The 19,942-nt window shown below is 36.6% G+C and carries 21 protein-coding genes; 9 read left to right on the top strand and 12 right to left on the bottom strand.

The window, feature by feature from the left end; genetic code table 11:
- Positions 1 to 37: 37 nt before the first annotated feature.
- The 6 genes from MMB68_RS24095 to MMB68_RS24070 all read right to left on the bottom strand — a co-directional run bounded on the left by MMB68_RS24095 (position 38) and on the right by MMB68_RS24070 (position 6,159).
- Positions 38 to 865, bottom strand: coding sequence for an MIP/aquaporin family protein (locus MMB68_RS24095; protein ID WP_028412592.1), 828 nt, complete (start codon positions 863 to 865; stop codon positions 38 to 40).
- A gap of 179 nt (positions 866 to 1,044) precedes the next feature.
- Entirely contained in the window at positions 1,045 to 1,599 is a 555-nt protein-coding gene (locus MMB68_RS24090) for a glycerol-3-phosphate responsive antiterminator (protein WP_028412593.1), read from the bottom strand.
- 112 nt (positions 1,600 to 1,711) lie between these two features.
- Complete coding sequence (locus tag MMB68_RS24085; protein ID WP_013055260.1) at positions 1,712 to 3,250, bottom strand: carbon-nitrogen hydrolase family protein; 1,539 nt, start codon at positions 3,248 to 3,250, stop codon at positions 1,712 to 1,714.
- A 358-nt stretch (positions 3,251 to 3,608) separates the two neighbouring features.
- Positions 3,609 to 4,379 (bottom strand): L,D-transpeptidase, encoded by a 771-nt coding sequence (locus tag MMB68_RS24080; protein WP_269871631.1) that lies wholly within the window; start codon positions 4,377 to 4,379, stop codon positions 3,609 to 3,611.
- Positions 4,380 to 4,569: 190 nt separating this feature from the next.
- Positions 4,570 to 5,364, bottom strand: a complete 795-nt coding sequence (locus MMB68_RS24075) for a SurA N-terminal domain-containing protein (RefSeq protein WP_025752999.1) — start codon at positions 5,362 to 5,364, stop codon at positions 4,570 to 4,572.
- A 402-nt stretch (positions 5,365 to 5,766) separates the two neighbouring features.
- Positions 5,767 to 6,159: a DUF5365 family protein gene (locus MMB68_RS24070; RefSeq protein ID WP_221785174.1), complete on the bottom strand. Its 393-nt coding sequence runs from the start codon at positions 6,157 to 6,159 to the stop codon at positions 5,767 to 5,769.
- A 155-nt stretch (positions 6,160 to 6,314) separates the two neighbouring features.
- On the opposite strand from MMB68_RS24070, the gene MMB68_RS24065 reads away from it, so the two are divergent.
- A complete protein-coding gene (locus MMB68_RS24065; RefSeq protein WP_221785175.1) occupies positions 6,315 to 7,226 on the top strand; it encodes an RluA family pseudouridine synthase in 912 nt (303 codons plus the stop codon).
- 25 nt (positions 7,227 to 7,251) lie between these two features.
- Here the strand turns inward: MMB68_RS24065 and MMB68_RS24060 are convergent, their stop codons facing one another.
- The 3 genes from MMB68_RS24060 to MMB68_RS24050 all read right to left on the bottom strand — a co-directional run bounded on the left by MMB68_RS24060 (position 7,252) and on the right by MMB68_RS24050 (position 10,607).
- Positions 7,252 to 7,431 carry a hypothetical protein gene (locus MMB68_RS24060; protein ID WP_277549446.1) on the bottom strand — a complete coding sequence of 60 codons (180 nt, stop codon included), beginning with the start codon at positions 7,429 to 7,431 and terminating at the stop codon, positions 7,252 to 7,254.
- A gap of 141 nt (positions 7,432 to 7,572) precedes the next feature.
- Positions 7,573 to 9,591 carry a methyl-accepting chemotaxis protein gene (locus MMB68_RS24055; RefSeq protein ID WP_277549445.1) on the bottom strand — a complete coding sequence of 673 codons (2,019 nt, stop codon included), beginning with the start codon at positions 9,589 to 9,591 and terminating at the stop codon, positions 7,573 to 7,575.
- 140 nt (positions 9,592 to 9,731) lie between these two features.
- Positions 9,732 to 10,607 carry a cation diffusion facilitator family transporter gene (locus MMB68_RS24050; protein ID WP_277549444.1) on the bottom strand — a complete coding sequence of 292 codons (876 nt, stop codon included), beginning with the start codon at positions 10,605 to 10,607 and terminating at the stop codon, positions 9,732 to 9,734.
- Positions 10,608 to 10,937: 330 nt separating this feature from the next.
- On the opposite strand from MMB68_RS24050, the gene MMB68_RS24045 reads away from it, so the two are divergent.
- From MMB68_RS24045 to MMB68_RS24035, 3 genes are all read left to right on the top strand, one after another.
- A complete protein-coding gene (locus tag MMB68_RS24045) occupies positions 10,938 to 11,894 on the top strand; it encodes an L-lactate dehydrogenase (protein WP_013081626.1) in 957 nt (318 codons plus the stop codon).
- Positions 11,895 to 11,956: 62 nt separating this feature from the next.
- Complete coding sequence (locus tag MMB68_RS24040) at positions 11,957 to 13,537, top strand: lactate permease LctP family transporter (RefSeq protein ID WP_221785179.1); 1,581 nt, start codon at positions 11,957 to 11,959, stop codon at positions 13,535 to 13,537.
- A gap of 609 nt (positions 13,538 to 14,146) precedes the next feature.
- Positions 14,147 to 14,677, top strand: a complete 531-nt coding sequence (locus MMB68_RS24035) for an IseA DL-endopeptidase inhibitor family protein (RefSeq protein WP_013055250.1) — start codon at positions 14,147 to 14,149, stop codon at positions 14,675 to 14,677.
- A 248-nt stretch (positions 14,678 to 14,925) separates the two neighbouring features.
- Here MMB68_RS24035 and MMB68_RS24030 read toward each other — a convergent pair whose 3' ends face one another.
- Positions 14,926 to 15,195 (bottom strand): hypothetical protein, encoded by a 270-nt coding sequence (locus tag MMB68_RS24030; protein ID WP_014461729.1) that lies wholly within the window; start codon positions 15,193 to 15,195, stop codon positions 14,926 to 14,928.
- Positions 15,196 to 15,322: 127 nt separating this feature from the next.
- Here MMB68_RS24030 and MMB68_RS24025 point away from each other — a divergent pair, with 127 nt between their 5' ends.
- Positions 15,323 to 16,465, top strand: a complete 1,143-nt coding sequence (locus tag MMB68_RS24025; protein ID WP_013081622.1) for an AI-2E family transporter — start codon at positions 15,323 to 15,325, stop codon at positions 16,463 to 16,465.
- 35 nt (positions 16,466 to 16,500) lie between these two features.
- Here MMB68_RS24025 and MMB68_RS24020 read toward each other — a convergent pair whose 3' ends face one another.
- Positions 16,501 to 16,896 (bottom strand): SET domain-containing protein, encoded by a 396-nt coding sequence (locus tag MMB68_RS24020; protein WP_025753011.1) that lies wholly within the window; start codon positions 16,894 to 16,896, stop codon positions 16,501 to 16,503.
- 335 nt (positions 16,897 to 17,231) lie between these two features.
- Here MMB68_RS24020 and MMB68_RS24015 point away from each other — a divergent pair, with 335 nt between their 5' ends.
- Positions 17,232 to 17,855: an EamA family transporter gene (locus tag MMB68_RS24015; protein ID WP_269871632.1), complete on the top strand. Its 624-nt coding sequence runs from the start codon at positions 17,232 to 17,234 to the stop codon at positions 17,853 to 17,855.
- A gap of 66 nt (positions 17,856 to 17,921) precedes the next feature.
- Entirely contained in the window at positions 17,922 to 18,692 is a 771-nt protein-coding gene (locus tag MMB68_RS24010) for a TatD family hydrolase (RefSeq protein WP_221785181.1), read from the top strand.
- A gap of 32 nt (positions 18,693 to 18,724) precedes the next feature.
- Here MMB68_RS24010 and MMB68_RS24005 read toward each other — a convergent pair whose 3' ends face one another.
- The gene (locus tag MMB68_RS24005) at positions 18,725 to 18,862 is read right to left on the bottom strand and encodes a lmo0937 family membrane protein (protein ID WP_013055244.1); all 138 of its coding nucleotides are present in this window, start codon (positions 18,860 to 18,862) and stop codon (positions 18,725 to 18,727) included.
- A gap of 193 nt (positions 18,863 to 19,055) precedes the next feature.
- Between MMB68_RS24005 and MMB68_RS24000 the strand changes: the two genes are divergently transcribed.
- A complete protein-coding gene (locus MMB68_RS24000; RefSeq protein ID WP_025753014.1) occupies positions 19,056 to 19,499 on the top strand; it encodes a YfmQ family protein in 444 nt (147 codons plus the stop codon).
- 142 nt (positions 19,500 to 19,641) lie between these two features.
- Positions 19,642 to 19,815 (top strand): hypothetical protein, encoded by a 174-nt coding sequence (locus MMB68_RS23995; RefSeq protein WP_269871633.1) that lies wholly within the window; start codon positions 19,642 to 19,644, stop codon positions 19,813 to 19,815.
- Positions 19,816 to 19,942 lie beyond the last annotated feature (127 nt).

Below are 19,942 nucleotides of genomic sequence, written 5' to 3'. Positions count from 1 at the left end.
GTTTCTTTATTGTACATAGTTAGATGGTAAAGCGCATTCATTTTTTTGGTACTACTGCTGATTGAATTTGTGCTGCCTTTTGTTTAGAAACAGCGTAGATAACAGCTAAAACAATCACCGCAATGCTTAAGACAATCCATAAGCTGCTAGACATTTTATTTAAGAATGCCGCTTGATAAAATACTGCGCCAATTGATCCGCCTAATAAAGGACCCACTACTGGCACCCAAGCGTATTTCCAGTTCGAGCTGCCTTTGCCAGGTATCGGCAAGATAGCATGAGCAATACGAGGTCCTAAATCACGAGCAGGGTTGATGGCATAGCCTGTTGTTCCTCCTAATGATAAACCAATACTTACGATTAAAAATCCTACTACTAAAGGATTTAATCCATCTGTAAATTTATTTGCTCCAATTGCTAAGATTCCTACAACTAATACAAACGTTCCAATTGCCTCACTTAAAACGTTTGCAAATGGGTTAGCAATTGCTGGTCCCGTTGCGAATACGCCTAATTTTGTACCAGCATCTTTTGTTTCTTTCCAGTGTGGAAGATAGTGTAAATAAACAACTGTTGCACCAAGAATGGCTCCAATAAACTGAGCTAAAATGTACATCGGTACTTGTGACCACGGAAAATCACCTGTAATAGCAAGCGCTACGGTTAACGCTGGATTTAAGTGTGCCCCACTCATATTACCAACCGCATATGCTGCCATCGCTACCGCCATTCCCCATCCCATTGTGATAACGATCCATCCTGAATTAGCAGCAAACGATTTTTTTAAATTGACGCCCGCACATACACCAGCGCCAAGGATAATTAAAATCATTGTTCCAATTATTTCTCCTAAGAATGCTTGCATATAAATAACCTCCCCTTTGTATGAAAACGATTAAAATAACAAGAAAATAAGAAAATCCACCATACATCCCCCTAATAAAATCATTAAAAGGCTATACCGTGGATCTCCTATTCTCCCTCACATCTATTAACTTATCTAGAAGTTTACTAGATTATGAAAGCGTTGTCAAACAGTTTTTTTTAAGTTGAAATACTCCACAGTTCTCTATTTGATGTTGTAACAGCAGAAGCCCCGGCTTCTAAAGCATTATGAACTTCTTCTGCCGTTCGTATTAAACCTCCAGCTAACACAGGAATGCCCGTTTCAGCTTTAACTTCTTGGATTAAAGTGGGCACAATTCCAGGAAGAAGCTCAATATAATCCGGTTTTACTTTCTTCATTAACTCATAGCTTTTCTTCAAAGCCGTGCTGTCTAATAAAAAGACCCGTTGAATGGCATAAATCCCTCTTTGTTTAGCTTTTAAAATAACGTTTGTTCTTGTCGAAATAATTCCCGCCGGCTTAAACTCCTGACACAAAAAATCAACCGCATATTCATCGTGCTTTAAGCCATGAATTAAGTCTAAATGAATGATTAGCTTTTTTTCATGCTTATGGACTTCTTTCATGATTCCTTTTAGCATGCCCACTTGATTGTCTAAAAGAACTCCGTACTCATAATTACTTGCTAAAAACTTTTCCAATTGCTTCATATCTCGAACAGCGGGTAATACCGATTGTCCATGAAAACTCATGTTTTCCCCTCTTTTCCATGGTTAGTCCACAAAATTCATTGTAATAGTTTTTATTATGGCAAAAGTTGAAATAAAAAACACCATGCATTTGCATGATGTTTTAGAAACTGAGTTATTTTTTATATTTGATATTGTAAACGTCATGGCGTCGGTCTTTTAATTGACGAACCGTTCCTGATTGACGCTGGCGGCGAAGAATTTCTAAATCTACATCTCCAATAACCACCATTTCAATATTAGGATTACATTCTCCTACAATACCGTCTCGTGCAAATTCAAAGTCAGACGGTGCAAAAATAGCAGACTGAGCATACTGAATATCCATGTTTTCTGTTTCAGGCAGGTTTCCAACTGTACCTGCGATAACCGTATAAATTTGGTTTTCGATCGCGCGCGCCTGAGAACAGTATCTTACGCGCAGATAGCCTTGACGGTCTTCCGTACAGAATGGTGTAAAGATAATATTTGCACCTTTATCGGTAGCAATGCGAGCAAGCTCCGGAAATTCGATGTCATAGCAAATTTGGATGGCAATTTTACCGCAATCTGTATCAAATACTTCAACTTTATCTCCTGGGCTAATTCCCCACCATTTTCTTTCATTAGGTGTAATATGCACTTTATACTGCTTTTCAATTGTTCCATCTCGGCGGAATAAATACGCAATATTAAAGATATCTCCATTATCTTCTTCGACGAAGTGGGATCCTCCAATAATATTTACGTTATATTTAACCGCTAAGTTAGTGAATAGTTCAATGTACTCTTCCGTATATTCTGCTACGCGCTGAACCGCTTTGCTTGGAATCTTTTCATTCAAGAAAGACATTAGCTGAGTTGTGAAAATTTCCGGGAATACGCAGAAGTCGGCTTTTGCGTCATAAGCAACATCTGTATAATATTCTACCTGCGTTGCAAACTCTTCAAATGAATTGATCTGTTTCATCATATACTGAACAACACAAATACGCACTGGGAATGACGTTTTAAAATGGCGTTTTGAACGGCGAACGTAATCTACATTGTTCCATTCCATCAACGTTGCATACTTATTAGAAGCTAGATCATCAGGAAGATAACCAGGGTTTATACGCATAAGCGTAAATCCGTTCATTAGCTGAAAAGATAGGACTGGATCATAAATTTTATGATGAATAACTTGCTCTACATATTCTCTAGGCGACATTTCAGCTGAATGCTTATGGTAATTAGGAATTCTTCCTCCGATGATGATACTTTTCAGGTTCAATTCACGTGCTAAATCTTTACGCGCTTCATACAAGCGGCGTCCTATTTTCATGCCGCGATACTTTGGATGAACCATTACTTCAATTCCATACAGATTGTAGCCTTCCGGATTATGATTTGTAATGTATCCTTCGTCTGTAATATCGTCCCACGTATGCTGATCATCGTACTCATCAAAGTTCACAATCAAGCTTGAACAAGATCCGATAATTTCCCCGTCGTACTCTGCACATATTTGTCCTTCTGGAAAAATGGCCAGGTGACTTTCAAGCTGTTCTTTTTTCCACGGATCCATTCCCGGGAATGATAGCTTTTGAAGTGCTAAAATTTCATCTATATCGTCCGGTTTGATGTTACGAATAATCATTTTTTTCTCGAATTTTGATAAATCTATTGTAGACATACGCTAAAACAACCCTTTCTCTCTCTTCATTAGGCAATTAGTTTCCCTGTTTTTTATTATAATAAACATTATTAAAAATTCAAAAAATGAGGTTAAAACATAACAAAATAAATCCAATCTAAAGACGAACAAATGAATGCATTGGCTCGTATGAATAGCTTGTGACAACGCTGTTGATTTTCGTCCAAAACTTCGCTTTCCACGGGAGTCTTCGCCTTGCTCTCCCATCAACTGCTAGAAGAAACAAAACAGATTAAACCTACGTTCACCATAATAAAAAAACGAACCACCAATCAAACATGTTGATCAATGGCTCGTTTTTCACTTAGCTAAAATACTTTTGTCCCAGCCTCATTTTCTATTTGCAAATATCTAATTTTATGGATGTTTTTTTATTAGGATAATTTTCAATAAATCCTGGTCCTAAAGAGACTTTAATGCCATTTATTTCATATACATTATAGCGTTCACCGCGATTTAACGTACGAATCTTTACCCATTTTCCTTTTTCTTCTTTTAACAAAACCATCGGTGATTGAATCGTTACAAAACCAATTTGGCCTTTTGAGAGCTTTTTCGTTTTACAAAGATTCTGGGCGACTGGAGCACTGCTTACTTTGTATTTGTTTTTAACAGCGATTGAATCAAAACTTTGAGAATGAAATTGACCAATAACTACTTTTGTACCGGTTTGAACGCGGTCAAACAGCCAGCGTACCTCTTCATCATACATACGAATGCACCCTGAACTTGCGTAAGTCCCGATAGAACTTGGATTATTATTTCCATGAATAGCATACGTCGTTCCATATGTTCCGCGCGCATTTAATCCTAGCCAGCGATCACCTAGCGGATTCCTAGGATCTCCTCCCCGAATGTTGTCTTTATAATAAGGCCGGTTTTTAATTTTATTCACAATGCTGAAGGTACCCTCTGGTGTATAACTCATCTGCCTCCCTGTCGCAACTTTGAACGTCCTTACTAATTTTCCTCCATCATAAAAAGCAAGGGTGTTAGTAGATTTGTTAATAATAATAAGTTGATTTGACGCCGCAGACGCATTGCCTGTCAGACCCATCCCCGCGAGTAAAAAAATAAGCCCAACAAAAAAAACAGCCACCTTTTTCATTTATTGACTCCCCCAATTTCTCTTATATCTATATAAGAAAAGTATAGGATGAAAGGCAAACCATCAGAACACTTTTTACCTTATAAGTCAAAATACAATAAAATCTTTCACGCACCCCTTTTTACTGACAAGAAGCAATAAATGTACATAACAAAAAAAACGGCCCTTTAAAGGGCCGTTTCATTTGTATTTAAAGCTTCACTTCAACTTTTGCATTTTTCTTAAGTTCTTCAACTTTTTTCTCCAATGCTTCTTGTTTCTTTTGTTGTTCAAGCTGCTGCTTAATTTGTGGCTTTACGTCTTCAAGCTTTGGCATTTGAGATTGTTCTTTACCGCCGCTTGCTTGACTTTGGCTTTGTTTTGCAAATTGATCGTAATAATCTTGAATTTCTTTATCTGTTACTTCTGGTGTTTGGATGTCTTTATCTACGTACTGCTGATATTTAATGCTGTCAGCCAGCTCAGACTTTAATTGTGATTGAGTTAGTCCTGCATCTTTTAAAGCCGCTTTAAACTGTTTATCTGTTTTGAACTGCTTTTTCGTTTCTTTTAACTTTTTATTTACTTCTTCATCAGTTGCTTTATAGCCTTTGTTTTCAGCTTCTTGCAATAGCAGTGTTTGACCTACTAAATTGTCAATTGTTTGCTGCTTTACTTGTTTAGCTGCTTCTTTAGATGTTGGGTCTTGTCCCATTTGTTGGTACTGATTTTGTGATGTAGCCAAGGCTGCATTATATTCTTCACCAGAAACTTTTTTACCGTTTACAACCGCTACGGTTTTCTTCTCATCTACTTTTTGTTTATCTAATTTCTTCTGCATTTCTTTTGCTTGCTTTTCCTGCTTTTCCTGAGCCTCTTTTTGCTTCTCAGTTTGTGCAGTTTTCTGATCATCACTTTTTGATTGCTTTGCATCATCGTTTGAACCGCATGCTGTTAAAGCTGCAGCAATTAACCCAATGAGCAATGTATACATCAGTTTTTTCATGATTAATCTCCTTTCATAATCCCAAACGATTATTAGCTATTCGAAAAAATCATCTAGGGGGCATTGTATATGATATAGGCGTAAAAAGAAACCATTTAGGCTAATTTTAAACATATGTAATAAGATTGAAACGTTTTGTAATCTTATAAAAGATAAATGCTCTTCTTTATACGGCCTGTCTAATCATAACATTATTTAGTATGATTTACATAATTTACAGTACGTTATACATCTGTATTTTTTCAATTTATTTGTTATAAGAAAAGCAATAGTATTTGATTTCATGCTTCTATAAAAACTTTATACGAATTTAACGATATCACAAGTTCTTTTTTTATCCAATTGAAAGCCAAAATTCATTAAAAAAAGAAAAAAGCATGGAATAATCATGCTTTTTTCTTTTCAATTTATGTATGAATTATAAAACGATTCATACGAATACGTAATCAAATTGTTTTCTTTTGCAAAACACTTAATGGAAACAGGAAATAAGAACCCGTATTTTTTTAAAATTGCAATATTTTTTTCGAATTGCTCGCAGTCGCTTTCTTCAATCGGCCGATGTTGAATCGCTTCAATCACGGCAATTATTGTCTGAAGGCTACTAATGACTTGCAATGCTTCATCGAGTAAGCCATTATATAAATGGTCTGTACAATAATCTGGATTTAATAATTCATCAGGATTAAGCTTATCTACAGATACATACCGAGGTAACAAGTCATAGCGAAGCTGTTCAGTCAACTCTTCTATGTAATTCTCCATTTCTGGCGGAGCTGCTTGGGCAATTTTCATGGTTACCCCCCCTTTTTTCTCTTAACTTATGTCTCTTTATTTAGCATAACATAAACATAAAACGAGAACTTCAGGTAGTTATTTCCTCCTAATTATTTACAAGTTCTTTTAAAAGATTAAAGGATATTTACTAGTATGTAAGGAAGGGATTAAATATGAGTATACACGGCCAATGGCTAGAAGATAAAATCGCAAAAAATGATGCAGGGCAAACAATTGAAGATTATTTAAAAACGAAATGGCGTATTCCTAAAAAAACGTTGCATCAGTTTCGGATGAATAAAAATGTGCTTGTAAACGGTGAGCCTTTACCATGGAGAAACACTCTTAAGGAACATGATAAAATGTCACTCCCTTTTTTTGAAGCAGAGCCTAATGAAATAACACCTTACAATGTTGATATAGAGATTTTGTTTGAAGATGAGCATGTACTAATCGTAAACAAACCAATAAATCTAGATACTCATCCTTCATCAGAGCAAGACCAAAAAACTCTTTTAAATGCTGTAGCTGCTTATTTTCAAAAAATAGGCCTCAAAACAAAGCCTAGACACGTTCACCGTTTGGACAGCGATACATCAGGTGCTATCTTATTCACGAAGCATTTTGTAGCAAGCTCTGTGTTTGATCAGCTGCTGGCTGAACGTAAAATTAATCGGACTTATATTGCCCTCGTCCAAGGAATCATAAAAAAAGAGGACGGAATCATCAATGAACCCATTGGACGTGATCGTCATCACGCTACAAGAAGAAGAGTATCTAGAACGGGACAAGCTGCGAAAACACGTTATCAGGTGTTAAAACGCAATACGACAAAAAACGAAACGCTTATTGAACTTTCGCTCGAAACTGGACGCACTCACCAAATTCGTGTTCATATGAGTCACATTGGCCACCCGTTACTTGGTGATACTCTTTATGGAGGAAAGAGATTAAAAGATCAGCAGCAAGCTTTACATGCCATTAAGCTTTCTTTTATACATCCGTTTACACATCAGCGCGTGTCAGCTGTTGCACCTCCAACTCAGCAAGTCTTTGTGCCTTACAGCAAGTTGCTTTCCTATTAAACATAAAAGAGAGGTTAACACACAACTAGCTAAAGGCAAACAATATAGAAGAAATACGCTGAACCGCTTGAGACACCGCTGCTGATTTCCGTGCAAAACTTCGCTTTCCGCGAGCGGCCGGTGAGCCTCCTCGTCGCTTATGCTCCTGCGGGGTCTCACCTGTTCCGCTTTTCCCGCAGGAGTCTTCGTCTTGCCCTCCCATCACCAGCTAGAAGCAGCCACCTACATGAAACTTGCGTCCACCATATCAATAAAAAAATCCGAACGAGTTAAATTCTTTATCAAGAATCTCAATTCATCATTCGGATTTTCTTTTAACTAAAATACTTTTGTCCTAGCTTTTTTTCTATTGAATTTTAAACTGACGAATCAAGTTCGCCAATTCTTCACTAATCTCTTGCAGATGTTCAGCTGATTGAGAAACAGTAGAAATAGCTCTAATTTGTTCTTCTGTAGAAGCGGTAATTTCTTCAGTTCCCGCTGCTGATTGCTGTGCAATAGCCGCTATGCTTTGAATGGCCGCTACCACGTCTTCCTTATGCTCATCGATACTGTCCATGCTTCTTGTCACATGTTCGACAGCCGCCGCCACTTGTTCAATCGTAGTTGCAATTTCATGAAAAGCGCGTTCTGTATCTCCTACCACAAAGTCTTGAGACTTTGAAAGCTCTTCTGTACGGTTGCATTCTTCACGCGCAGCAGCGACTTCACCTTGAATCGCTGCAATCGTATGGCGAACTTGTTCAGTGGCCTGAGAGGACTGTTCAGCAAGTTTTCGCACTTCTTCAGCTACTACCGCAAATCCTTTGCCATGTTCTCCTGCACGAGCTGCTTCAATACTAGCATTTAATGCAAGTAAATTTGTCTGATCTGAAATACTATTAATCGTGAAAATAATAGATTCAATTTTTTTCATCTTATTTGTTAACTCTTCCATTACAGCTTGAACAGCGTGAATCGTTTGAGACGATTCAGTGGTTTGGTTGCGAAGGAGCTGCATCTGTTTTAAACCTTTTTCATTGATGCTTACAGCTTCAATCGTCATTTTATTAATCTGTGCATTTTGTTCAATGACTTCTTCAATTTGCGAAGATAAACTCATCGTTTTATGATTAGTAGAGTCAGCGTCAGAAGCTTGCTGCGTGGCACCGCTGGCAATCTCATGGATAGCCCGGCCGATTTCCTCACTGGATGCAGTTGCTTCTTCAGATACGGCACTCAAGTCTTCAACAGACGTTTTTACTGTCTCAACAGACGTCTGAACCGTGCCAATCAATGTTTTCATTTTGGCTACCATATCATTAAATAAATGAGTAAGCTCACCAATTTCATCTTTTGACTTCGTCTTCACCTGAACCGTTAAATCGCCAGCTGTTACTTTGGCTACTTCATTTTTCAAACGGCGAATCGGATTAGTAATAATTCTTGAGAAAAAGATGGTTAACACCACTGATAATAAGATGCCAATTAACGCAATCCAGACAATAACAGTCAGTAAATGATGAGCGCTTGAGAGCATTTCATTATAAATAAAGGCATTTCCTATCTTCCAATTCGTCCCTTCGAGAGTATCATATGCCATCACTCTCTCTTCACCTTGAAAGGTATACTTCATGAAATCTCTATTCCGGTCTGCTTCGTACATTTTTTTCATAAATGGCTGATTCATTAAATTTTTCCCAGCTTCTGTTGGATGAACGAGCGCTGTGCCATTTTGATCAAATAAAAATGCATACCCCCCGTGATTTACTTCTGCTTTACCTACAATATTTTTTAATGCATCTAAGTCTAAATCAGTAGCTATAACGCCCAGCACATTTTTAGTATCTGGATCTAAAATAGCCTTTGCAATTGTCACGACCGTCTTTTTCGTTGCTGCATCTTCATATGGATCCGTATAAATAACCTCATTAGGTGATTCTACTGCTTGTTTGTACCACACCCTTGAAGTCGGATCATAGTTTGAACCAAACTCTTGTTGAGGAACAGAATACATTCCTTTATTTTTAGTGCCTATGTATTCAAGTGCTAGGTTTGGATACTTTTCTTTAAACTGTGTAAACTCTTTTTGAACTGTGTTCCATGTAAAATACGGATTTTTCTCTTGGTTTGTTTGACCTCCTTCCTGCTTAACAAAATTAACAATTACATCGTTTTCACTATACGTCAGCAAAGAACGACTATACATGTCTAAGTACGTATGAATCGTTTCTTTTAACTCTTTCACTTGACTTTGAGACTGAACTTCTACATCTTTTTCTATTTGCGTTTTGGTAAATTGATAAACAGCCCCTGAAACAACTAATAATAAAATAGCTATAAAAATACTAAAAAATACTACGAGCTTTGCACTTAACCTCTTCATTCCCTCACCCTTCTACAAAAATCTTTATATTACTAATAACGGCTTTTCATTTTCATTTTTGAAGAAGTTTTTGTGATTTATTTCAAATTCCCGCAAAATAAAACCAGCGCATCCTTTCATAACGAAAGAACGTGCTGGTTTTATTTTTGCTTTTCGTATGCATCAGGTTCAATATGAACAAGCGTATCTTTAATTTGATGCTCATCGTTCATCATATGTTCAATTTGATCAGCAATTTCATGGCTTTTGATAACATTTAAATGGGGATCTACTTTAACAGTTACATCAATTACGACTTGATTACCAAGCTTGCGCGCTTTCACATCTTCTACTTCTTTTACACCTTCTACAAGCTCGATGCTTTCTTTGTAGTGCCCTAACTTTTCTTCATCAAATCCGTCCGTTAAGGAATGAGCCGCTTCTTTAAAAATCTCGATGGCTGTTTTACAAATAATAATTCCCACAACAAAAGCAGCTACCACGTCCAGCCAGGGCAAGCCGAATTGTGAGCCGAAAATTCCCACAACAGCCCCTATACTCACAAGTGCATCAGACAAATTATCTTTAGCAACCGCATATAAAGACTGGCTATCAAGTTTTTTAGCAAGCTTAATATTATATCGGTAGACACCCCCCATAACAGCAGCCGCTCCAAGACCTACCCAAGCAGCCAGTAAATTAGGCGCTTCAGATTTGTCCATAAATAATGACTGACCCGCATCGACCAATACTTCTAGTCCGATGACCATCATGATAAAAGAAGCAATAAGTGAAGAGATATGTTCCGCTCTGGAATGTCCATAGGGATGATCATTATCGCGAGGTTTTTTAGAAATCTTTAAGCCGATTAAGACGGCAATTGATGCAATAATATCTGTAACATTATTAAGACCGTCGGCTTTTAATGCAGAGGAAGCGGTGATACCCGCGATAATAAGTTTACATGCCGATAAAAAGATATATGATAAGATACTAACCCAAGCGCCTTTTTGGGCTTGCTCATAGTAGTTCTCCATCCCTTCAACTCCTTTATTAAAAATAAGCAAACTTAGTGTAACAAATGGATTTCGTGTGGGTCTATAGAAACATTATTGGCTGTTAACATACAAATAGAGAATGTTAAACTCTTTAGCTTTCTGCAAAACAAGTTGCCTTTACTCAACACTTTAAACGTTTAAGATCTTTCTAAATGTGGCACTTCATGTAGAAGAACCTTTTTTTAAATCACCCTGTAAAATTGTTTACTATTTTTTAAGGTGTGATTTTTATCACAGCCGAGGGTATTTATTCTTGTTACACTAATATTGTGAAAAACATCACAAAATAAAATTCAAAGGATGATACAAATGAAAACACAATTTACACCAAAAACACGAAAAGTTGCCGTTATCGGAACTGGTTTTGTTGGCTCAAGCTACGCTTTTTCAATGGTGAATCAAGGTATTGCCAATGAATTAGTGTTAATCGATATGAACAAAGAAAAAGCAGAAGGCGAAGCACGCGATATCAATCATGGAATGCCATTTGCCACACCGATGAAAATCTGGGCTGGAGATTATAAAGACTGTGCTGACGCTGATTTAGTAGTTATTACAGCGGGCGCTAATCAAGCTCCAGGGGAAACACGCTTAGATCTAGTTGAAAAAAATGTTAAAATTTTTGAATGCATTGTAAAAGATATTATGAACAGCGGATTTGACGGCATCATTTTAGTGGCAACAAATCCAGTTGATATTCTCGCACACGTTACACAAAAAGTATCAGGATTACCAAACGAACGGGTAATTGGTTCAGGAACGATTCTTGACACAGCTCGCTTCCGCTACTTGTTAAGCGACTATTTCGAAGTAGATTCTCGCAACGTCCACGCTTATATTATGGGGGAACATGGAGATACGGAATTTCCTGTTTGGAGCCACGCGCAAATTGGCGGTGTGAAGCTTGAACATTTTATCAATACTGCCGCTATTGAAAAAGAACCGGATATGCAGCATCTATTCGAACAAACCCGCGATGCGGCTTACCATATTATTAATCGAAAAGGAGCGACTTATTACGGAATTGCAATGGGGCTTGTACGCATTACCAAGGCTATTTTAGATGATGAGAACTCTATTTTAACGGTATCTGCTTTATTAGAAGGGCAATACGGTATTTCTGATGTGTATATCGGCGTGCCAGCTATCATTAATAAAAACGGCGTGCGTCAAATTATTGAATTGAATTTAACTCCTCACGAACAGCAGCAGCTAGAGCACTCTGCTAGCATTCTTAAGCAAACTCGCGACAGAGCTTTTGTATAACATCTAAAGATTTTTGCGGGGGACTCCCCCGCTCCCTTGTTTTAAATATGTAGTAGAGGTGTATGAATATGACGTGGACTCAGGTATATAATCCGTTAGATAATATTTGGCTTTCTGCACTAATTGCACTCATCCCCATTATCTTTTTCTTTATTGCTTTAACTCTTTTGAAATTAAAAGGACATATTGCTGCCGGTATTACGGTGCTTCTTTCTATGATTATTGCTATTTATTTTTATGATATGCCTGCCTCAATGGTTTTAGGAGCCACAGGCTATGGGTTTCTGTATGCACTTTGGCCCATCAGCTATATTATTATCGGAGCGGTGTTCTTATACAAGCTAACTGTCAAAAGCGGACAGTTTACTACCATCAGACAATCTATTATTTCAATAACCGATGACCCCCGCTTGCAAATGCTGCTTGTTGCTTTTTCCTTTAATGCTTTTTTAGAAGGGGCAGCGGGATTTGGAGCTCCGATTGCCATTACAGCAGCGCTTCTAGTTGGACTTGGGTTCAAGCCGTTAAAAGCAGCAGCGCTATGTTTAATTGCTAATACAGCTTCAGGAGCGTTTGGCGCCATGGGGATTCCTGTAATTGTCGCAGGACAAGTATCTGGCATAGATCCAAAAGAAATTGCTCATTTTCTTGGCACGCAGCTTCCGATTATTTCTTTTCTTATCCCTTTTTTACTTGTCTTTATTATGGATGGGATAAAAGGATTAAAAGACGTATGGAAAGCAACGAGCATCACAGCCGTTTCCTATGCACTGACACAGTATTTAACTGTTACATACATCGGCCCTGAACTTCCAAATATCACATCTTCTATTGTGAGTTTGCTTGCTCTTGCTTTTTATATTAAACGAATAAGCCCGGCAGCAGCTAAAGGCTTCAGCCTGTCACCAAAACAGATTTTAAAGGCTTGGTCTCCTTTTATTCTCTTAACGATACTCGTTACGGCTTGGAGCATTTCTTTTGTCAAAACGATGCTTGAACATATGAACCTGCTTATTAACGTCCCATTTTTACACAATCACGTAATTAAAGCAGCGCCTTTAGTAAAAAATCCTACGCCTTACGCTGCTATCTTAAAAATAGACGTATTTGCAGCAACAGGTACAGCAATTCTTATCGCTTGTGTCCTTTCAGTTTTCTTGCTTAACGTATCACCAAAAGTGGCATGGACCACTCTTTTAGAAACCGTAAAAGAATTATCAAAACCTATTATTACTATTATGATGGTCATTGCTTTTGCTTTTATTTCAAATTATTCAGGACAGTCTTCTACACTTGGATTGGCGCTCGCTACATCAGCTGCTTATTTTCCATTTTTATCTCCATTTCTTGGCTGGATTGGCGTATTTCTAACTGGGTCTGTCGTATCAAATAATGCGCTGTTCGGCAACTTGCAGCTAACTACAGCTCAGCAAATTAATGTCTTGCCAGTTATTCTCGTAGCGGCCAATACTGCCGGCGGCGTGATGGCTAAAATGCTTTCTCCTCAATCAATTGCCGTCGCTGCCGGAGCAGTGGGACTGGCTGGAAAAGAAAGTGAACTGTTTAAATACACGCTCAAATACAGCATGGGATTTTTGATACTAGGAGGATTTGTTACCTTTTTATTGGCTTGGTGGTTATGATAAAAAAGCGCTAAAAAACTGTTATTACCTTGTTTCTTTCATTTAAACAAACGTTTGATTATATAAAAAAGTCCCCAGTTAGCGCTTGGGACTTTTTTTATTCTGAATTTCTCCTCTTTGAGGGGGCATCTCCTGAAGATCTCTGTACTTCATACCTGCTATTCCACTTTTTTCACTATGTGTAATGCCTTTCATCATTTCGCCTCCGCTTAATCTACCCTACTAAAAAGCTGAAAATGACAAAAGAAATATGCCTAAAAAAGAAAAAAACAGTTTTCACATTCACTTTTTCACCGTTTTATCTTTATTTTTCTGTATCGTAAAGGTATTAAGTTTCTTTTATTACAGTTTTGTTACAAACAATCCTTTTGTAACAAAAAGATTAAAAAGCAGAAAGGAACGCCTGAAAACGTTGATAAATCAGCATTTAACTGGTAATTCCCTTACTATATCTATTTTAGAAACTAGCAAAAAACTAAAAAAATTTAAGAAAAAAAGACAAAACACTTTCTTTTATTACAGATTTATTGTAATATAAATGTAACAAAAGAAATATAAAACACATAATTGTTACATAAATAAGGTTAATTAACTAGGAGTGAGTTAGAAATGAAAAAAATTGGACTAGTTTTATCATCAATCGCTATTTTCTTTACACTAAGCACTGGAGTTACAGCACAAACAACATCTACAACACTAACGGATGCAAATGCTGTCAAAATTGCAGCTAGTGCCAGCAATCATTTCTGGAGTGCTCTGCACGGTTATAAAAACAAACCATGTACAGAACGTACATTTGAATATAAAGGAACTGAGTACGTGTATCTTTGCCCTGAATTTGATACAAAAGCTGAGCTATCAAGCTACTTATCTGAGACATTTACAAATAGTGCAGTAGAAAAAGGATTAACAAATTACGGCTATATCACATATAATGGCAAACTTGCACATCCAATCGGCGACGGATTCAGCATGTTAGAGTGGTCAAAAGCAAAAACAAAGCTTGTGTATCAAACAGCAACAGTTCGCTCTTATGAATTCACAGTTCCAACTGTAGATGGCGGCAGCGTAAAACGAACTGTCACATTCTATAAATCTAATTCTCAGTGGAAAGTAAATAAATTTGACGCTGTTCAATAATAAAAAAAGCAGGCCTGCTTGAGCAGACCTGCTTTTTTCTTTTTGATCGATAACATAAATAAAACTTCTACTTACAGCGCTCTAATAGCTGTAAATAGAAGTTGAGATCACAAGTTTAAGTAAATCAAATTTTGTCGAATCCTGTAGAAACAGTGATAAGTTACGTTTTATATTACAGGCTAAATTGCTTATTGTCAACATAATTCAGCAAAAAGATAGGGCAATATATTCAGAGCATAATAAAGACATTAACTTGGATTTTGTTCATGTTCCTCTGGGTTATCATGTACAGGATGCGCGCCTGGAAATAATCTTTGCGCTTTTTCATGAAGATTTTTGTTTTCATAATTAAATGCGCTATACGTTCGCTGCCCTTCTTCCCATGAAGTAGATTTCCCCAGTTTTTGATTAACAGGAGAGCCGAAAGGACCGTCTGGAAATTCTTCAGCGGTTATATACTCATGGCTTTTTTCTACTGTAGAGAAATCATCATACGATGGTTGTTTGTCTTCTTTCAATGATTTCACCCCTTCTTTCTAGAAGATTTTCTACTAGTATGCACACTTCTTTGTAAAAAACCCTCTTAAATTAGTCTAAATCAGGGTATGATAACTATACATTTATTTTTAAAAGGAGTTGAACAGCTTGGAACCTAGACCTCAGAAAGGAACTTTTTTCCGAGAAAAAATCTTAAATAATAAATTTGTTGTATATACAATTATTATTTTTATTCTCAGCATGACTATTTTTTCATTATCAAAAATCGGATTTATTTTAATTCCTATCTCTATTTTTATTAAAACAATCGCACTGCCGATTATCCTAGCAGGAATTTGCTTTTATTTATTTAATCCGCTTGTTGACTTTTTAGAACGAAAAGGTGTAAAACGAATTATTTCCATTCTTGTTTTATACATAGTGATTATCGGCGCATTAGCCATTATTATTTCATCGGTTATTCCGCCTCTAAAAAATCAAGTTGACCGTCTTATTGATAATATCCCAGAGCTGACGCATGACGTTCAGCATGCGGTGACGAACCTTTCGAATAACCGATATGTCGAACAAGGTCTTCAGTCGGCTAACACGGACCTAGATAAGATTTCCAAAGATGCATCAAAACACTTGAGTAAATATGTTTCTGGATTTTCAAGCGGTATTGTAAACTTTGTCGGCACCATTACAGAAATTATATTATCGGTTGCCGTTTTACCCTTTATTCTTTTTTACTTATTAAAAGATGGGAAAAACTTACCTAATTATATTGTAAAACTGCTTCCAAACCGATCTCGTTCTGAAGCTAAATTCATTTTAGCCGACATGAACCACGCATTAAGCGCATATATTCGCGGGCAAATTTTTGTTGCGATTTGTATAGGTGTACTGCTTTTCATTGGCTATCTGATTATTGGGTTAGATTATGCATTACTTCTAGCGATTATCGCCATGGTAACCAACGTTGTGCCTTACCTTGGTCCTATTATCGCCATTATCCCAGCCATTATTATTGCGTTTATTACCTCTCCTTTCATGCTTGTAAAACTAGCCATTGTCTGGGCAGTTGTTCAATTGCTTGAAGGTAAAGTAATATCTCCGCAAATTATGGGAAGAAGCCTAGACATTCACCCGATTACAGTCATTTTTGTCATTCTAACCGCCGGAAACTTATTCGGAATCATCGGTATCATTTTAGCCGTCCCTGGATATGCCGTTTTAAAAGTTATTATTACGCATATTTACCAATTTATCCGTTTGAATTCTACTATGTATCCAGATAAAAAAGCATAATAAAAAGCCCATCGAAAATCGATGGGCTTAACTTTTTACTTTTGCTCTTCTTCATCTTCACGATCAAACCAAAGGAGCTCTTGATCATCTTCATCTCCATTATAGTTGATGAGAATTTCTTCTCCTGCTTGGATATCCGTATATGCATAAAAATCAAAGGTATGATTGTCAAAATTAATTTCATACGTAGCATTGGGTGTATACGAGTGATTAAACAGCATACCGTATCCCAAAAGAATAGCCGTATGATTCACTCCATATTCAAAAGCATAATCCGCTAGTGTTGTTTTCTCAATAAAATCATGCTCTTTATTAGGATAAGCGATAACAGGGGCTTCGTGAATAAGCGTTCCTTTTTTAATATCTTGCTTAGCAAATACACCTCTGTTAAATTCTCCGTCGCTTATCGCAGACGCTTTTATTTCGATCATATTCGTCACCTATATATTCTTTCCTCTAAGATTTTTTTCTTCCTTAAGCTTGACAGTTTCTAATGGGGAAATCAACTGTTTTTCATAACCACTTGAATATAAGCTGAAAGAGCGCTTATCATGCACACTTGTGTAAGCACTTACCTTGTTAGAAATACGCAATTTGATTTTATTTTAGACATGGAAAAGCAATGACCTTGCGCATAGCGCTTTTTTGAGCCATTCAACATGTGAAAAATCGTTTTTCTCTGTGATATAATCGTTTATGCTGCTTTTTTATGTTAATCTATGACTCTTATTACCAAATTTATCTCATGTTAGAAGGAAAGTTTTAAATGAACTTAAATCATGACAAAGATGGTGTAACGTATGCAGTCCTTTCTTATCTAATGTGGGGGTTCACGCCAATTTATTGGAAGCTGGTTCACCACGTAGCACCAGGAGAGATTTTAGCTCAGCGCGTTTTTTGGTCTTTTATTTTTATGCTTATTCTTTTATTGATAACAAAGAACTGGCGTACATACATTACGTTTGTAAAAGAAATAATGAAGAAACCATCCTTATTCTGGTCCCTTTTTACTGCGTCTGTACTTATTAGTGCAAATTGGGGCATTTTTATGTGGGCTGTCATTGATGGAAAAATAGTAGAAGCGAGCCTTGGACAATATATTAATCCCCTAACAAGTCTTTTATTAATCGGAAGTGGAATGGTCACAGCTCTACCACTCTTATTATTCACAAAAAGTGCTAAAAAAGTATCATTATCAATGCTTGGTATTCTTCAATATATTTCACCAACCTTATCTCTGCTAGCAGGAGTAATTCTATACCATGAATCGCTAACAAAAGCTCATGTTATTGCTTTTAATTTTATTTGGTTAGCTCTTATTATTTATACGTTTTCATCTATTGCTAAATGGGAGAACAAAAAACACATAAAAAATAAGATAGAAGCCTAACAGAAGCATACATTTTCTTACGTATTATTTCTAAACAAATTGGGCTGAAAGGAGCGAGCGATATTTATGAAACAAATCATTGACTCTCATATTCACCTCGATCAATATGAACCGAAAAGCTGGAAAGAAATAATAGAGAAGGATCCTTCGTTAAAAGCGCTTATTTCTGTATCTTCCACATTACACTCTTGCCAACTTAATCAAAAAATTAGCCAATTGTATTCCTGCGTGAAACCCGCCTACGGATTTCATCCTGAACAAATGCTGCCTTCTTCAAATGAATTAGCGGAACTGTTTGCCTGGATTGATCAAAACAATGAAGAAATGATAGCTGTTGGGGAGGTTGGTCTACCTTATTACTTAAGTCAGACATACACTCTTTCTCTAGAGCCCTATTTGGAGCTGCTTGAAGCTTTTATTGTTCATTCAAAAAAATGGGGTAAACCGTTAATTCTTCATGCTGTATATGAAGACGCTGAGATCGTATGCGACTTATTAGAAAAACATTCTGTGTCTAAAGCTCACTTCCACTGGTTCAAAGGAGCTAAAAAAACCGTTGAACGAATGAAAAACAACGGCTACTATATTTCAGTTACACCCGATATTGTATATAAGCCTAAAATCCAAGCGCTTGTCATGGAATACCCTCTTGACTACTTGATGGTGGAAACAGATGGTCCGTGGCCATTTGAAGGACCTTTTCAAAACCACACAACGGTTCCATCAATGATACATCAGTCCGTTCAGGAAATAGCACGTCTCAAAGGAGTTTCTGTAACGGAGACATATGATTTTTTATATCAAAATACGTCTTGTTTTTATAGTCTCTCTATATAAAAGGCCTTTCCCTAAGGAAAGGCCTTTTATATCTAAATTCGTTTCACAAGTTTTACGATTAGCACAATCACTGCAATGACAAGAAGAATGTGAATGATGCCGCCGCCAATATGAAAAACTAATCCTAATAACCAAAAAATAAATAAAAGTCCAATAATCGTCCACAACATAATTTTTTCTCCTTTTTTATATGTAGTATTTGTTATAATTTTATATTTCCCTAAATGTGCATAAATAAACGCATTTCATATACATCTTTTCACTGAGGAAGGTTCACATAATGTACAAAAAGCACTCATGTTCTCTGTGATAAAATAGGTATGTAATCTTATTTCATTTAAACTATAGCGGAGATGATTAACTATGACGTGGATTGTATTACTTTCCATCATTCTTGTAAGTGCACTCAAAATATTAATAACGTGTCTTCCAACTCCAGTGGTCAAATGGCTTATGACTAAATTTCAATTACACCCAACACTTGATGATCAAAACGTTACTGTCACAGTTGATGGGAAACATCTAGAAGGCAAAGATAAAATGCAAGTGATTGATTATTTTAATAAAGCAACATTTTTAAAACAATATTATGTCCATGAAGGAAATAAGGACTATTATAAACACCTAGAAGACAGTGAAACTCCACTGGTTATCGATACGAAAAAAGGAAAAAACGATGTTCGATTATGCGTATACAGTTATCATGATCACGTCGATGTCGTAAAACAGTATAAAAAGAAAATTATTGCTTACAGCCTGCTGTCTGATCACCTTCAAAAGCAGTCCATAACAGCTGACCTAGCTTAAACCAGTCGCCTACAAGGCGGCTTTTTTAGTTTTTAGTTTTAGGTTGAAGCTACCTTATTTAAAAATACCAAACTTTAACATTAATTCTAATGCTATAATATAAATTAATAGAATTTTCTAACTTTTTAAGAGGTGATGGATAATGCTTTCTTTGTTAGGGTTTGGAATGATTGCGACTTTTCTTTCTTTTCAAATGGGCCTTTGGGACAACTATTGTCATGACGATTACAGCCATTTCAAAGAATGCTATTTCCTTTTAGAATACTACCATAAAAAGGAAGCCGACTACCATAAGGCAGTCGGCTCACACATGTAGGATATTGATTTAACACTAACAAAGTACAACACAACACTAGTAATTATATAATATATTTCATTATTTTGAAAGCGATTTCATATATATTTTTAAAAATATTTTGTTATTTGTTTTTCATAGAAAAAAA

Origin of the sequence: Priestia sp. Y58, assembly GCF_029522095.1 — a bacterium.
Classification (GTDB): Bacteria; Bacillota; Bacilli; order Bacillales; family Bacillaceae_H; genus Priestia; species Priestia megaterium_E.
The sequence above is the reverse complement of the archived record's forward strand: the minus strand, read 5'-3'. Positions and strand labels throughout refer to the sequence as shown.

What these genes read in the sequence shown, in the direction of transcription:
- MMB68_RS24095 (WP_028412592.1), bottom strand. Translation starts at nt 865, where the DNA reads ATGCAAGCATTCTTAGGAGAAATAATTGGAACAATGATTTTAATTATC.
- MMB68_RS24090 (WP_028412593.1), bottom strand. Translation starts at nt 1,599, where the DNA reads ATGAGTTTTCATGGACAATCGGTATTACCCGCTGTTCGAGATATGAAG.
- MMB68_RS24085 (WP_013055260.1), bottom strand. Translation starts at nt 3,250, where the DNA reads ATGTCTACAATAGATTTATCAAAATTCGAGAAAAAAATGATTATTCGT.
- MMB68_RS24080 (WP_269871631.1), bottom strand. Translation starts at nt 4,379, where the DNA reads ATGAAAAAGGTGGCTGTTTTTTTTGTTGGGCTTATTTTTTTACTCGCG.
- MMB68_RS24075 (WP_025752999.1), bottom strand. Translation starts at nt 5,364, where the DNA reads ATGAAAAAACTGATGTATACATTGCTCATTGGGTTAATTGCTGCAGCT.
- MMB68_RS24070 (WP_221785174.1), bottom strand. Translation starts at nt 6,159, where the DNA reads ATGAAAATTGCCCAAGCAGCTCCGCCAGAAATGGAGAATTACATAGAA.
- MMB68_RS24065 (WP_221785175.1), top strand. Translation starts at nt 6,315, where the DNA reads ATGAGTATACACGGCCAATGGCTAGAAGATAAAATCGCAAAAAATGAT.
- MMB68_RS24055 (WP_277549445.1), bottom strand. Translation starts at nt 9,591, where the DNA reads ATGAAGAGGTTAAGTGCAAAGCTCGTAGTATTTTTTAGTATTTTTATA.
- MMB68_RS24050 (WP_277549444.1), bottom strand. Translation starts at nt 10,607, where the DNA reads ATGGAGAACTACTATGAGCAAGCCCAAAAAGGCGCTTGGGTTAGTATC.
- MMB68_RS24045 (WP_013081626.1), top strand. Translation starts at nt 10,938, where the DNA reads ATGAAAACACAATTTACACCAAAAACACGAAAAGTTGCCGTTATCGGA.
- MMB68_RS24040 (WP_221785179.1), top strand. Translation starts at nt 11,957, where the DNA reads ATGAATATGACGTGGACTCAGGTATATAATCCGTTAGATAATATTTGG.
- MMB68_RS24035 (WP_013055250.1), top strand. Translation starts at nt 14,147, where the DNA reads ATGAAAAAAATTGGACTAGTTTTATCATCAATCGCTATTTTCTTTACA.
- MMB68_RS24020 (WP_025753011.1), bottom strand. Translation starts at nt 16,896, where the DNA reads ATGATCGAAATAAAAGCGTCTGCGATAAGCGACGGAGAATTTAACAGA.
- MMB68_RS24015 (WP_269871632.1), top strand. Translation starts at nt 17,232, where the DNA reads ATGAACTTAAATCATGACAAAGATGGTGTAACGTATGCAGTCCTTTCT.
- MMB68_RS24010 (WP_221785181.1), top strand. Translation starts at nt 17,922, where the DNA reads ATGAAACAAATCATTGACTCTCATATTCACCTCGATCAATATGAACCG.
- MMB68_RS24005 (WP_013055244.1), bottom strand. Translation starts at nt 18,862, where the DNA reads ATGTTGTGGACGATTATTGGACTTTTATTTATTTTTTGGTTATTAGGA.
- MMB68_RS24000 (WP_025753014.1), top strand. Translation starts at nt 19,056, where the DNA reads ATGACGTGGATTGTATTACTTTCCATCATTCTTGTAAGTGCACTCAAA.
- MMB68_RS23995 (WP_269871633.1), top strand. Translation starts at nt 19,642, where the DNA reads ATGCTTTCTTTGTTAGGGTTTGGAATGATTGCGACTTTTCTTTCTTTT.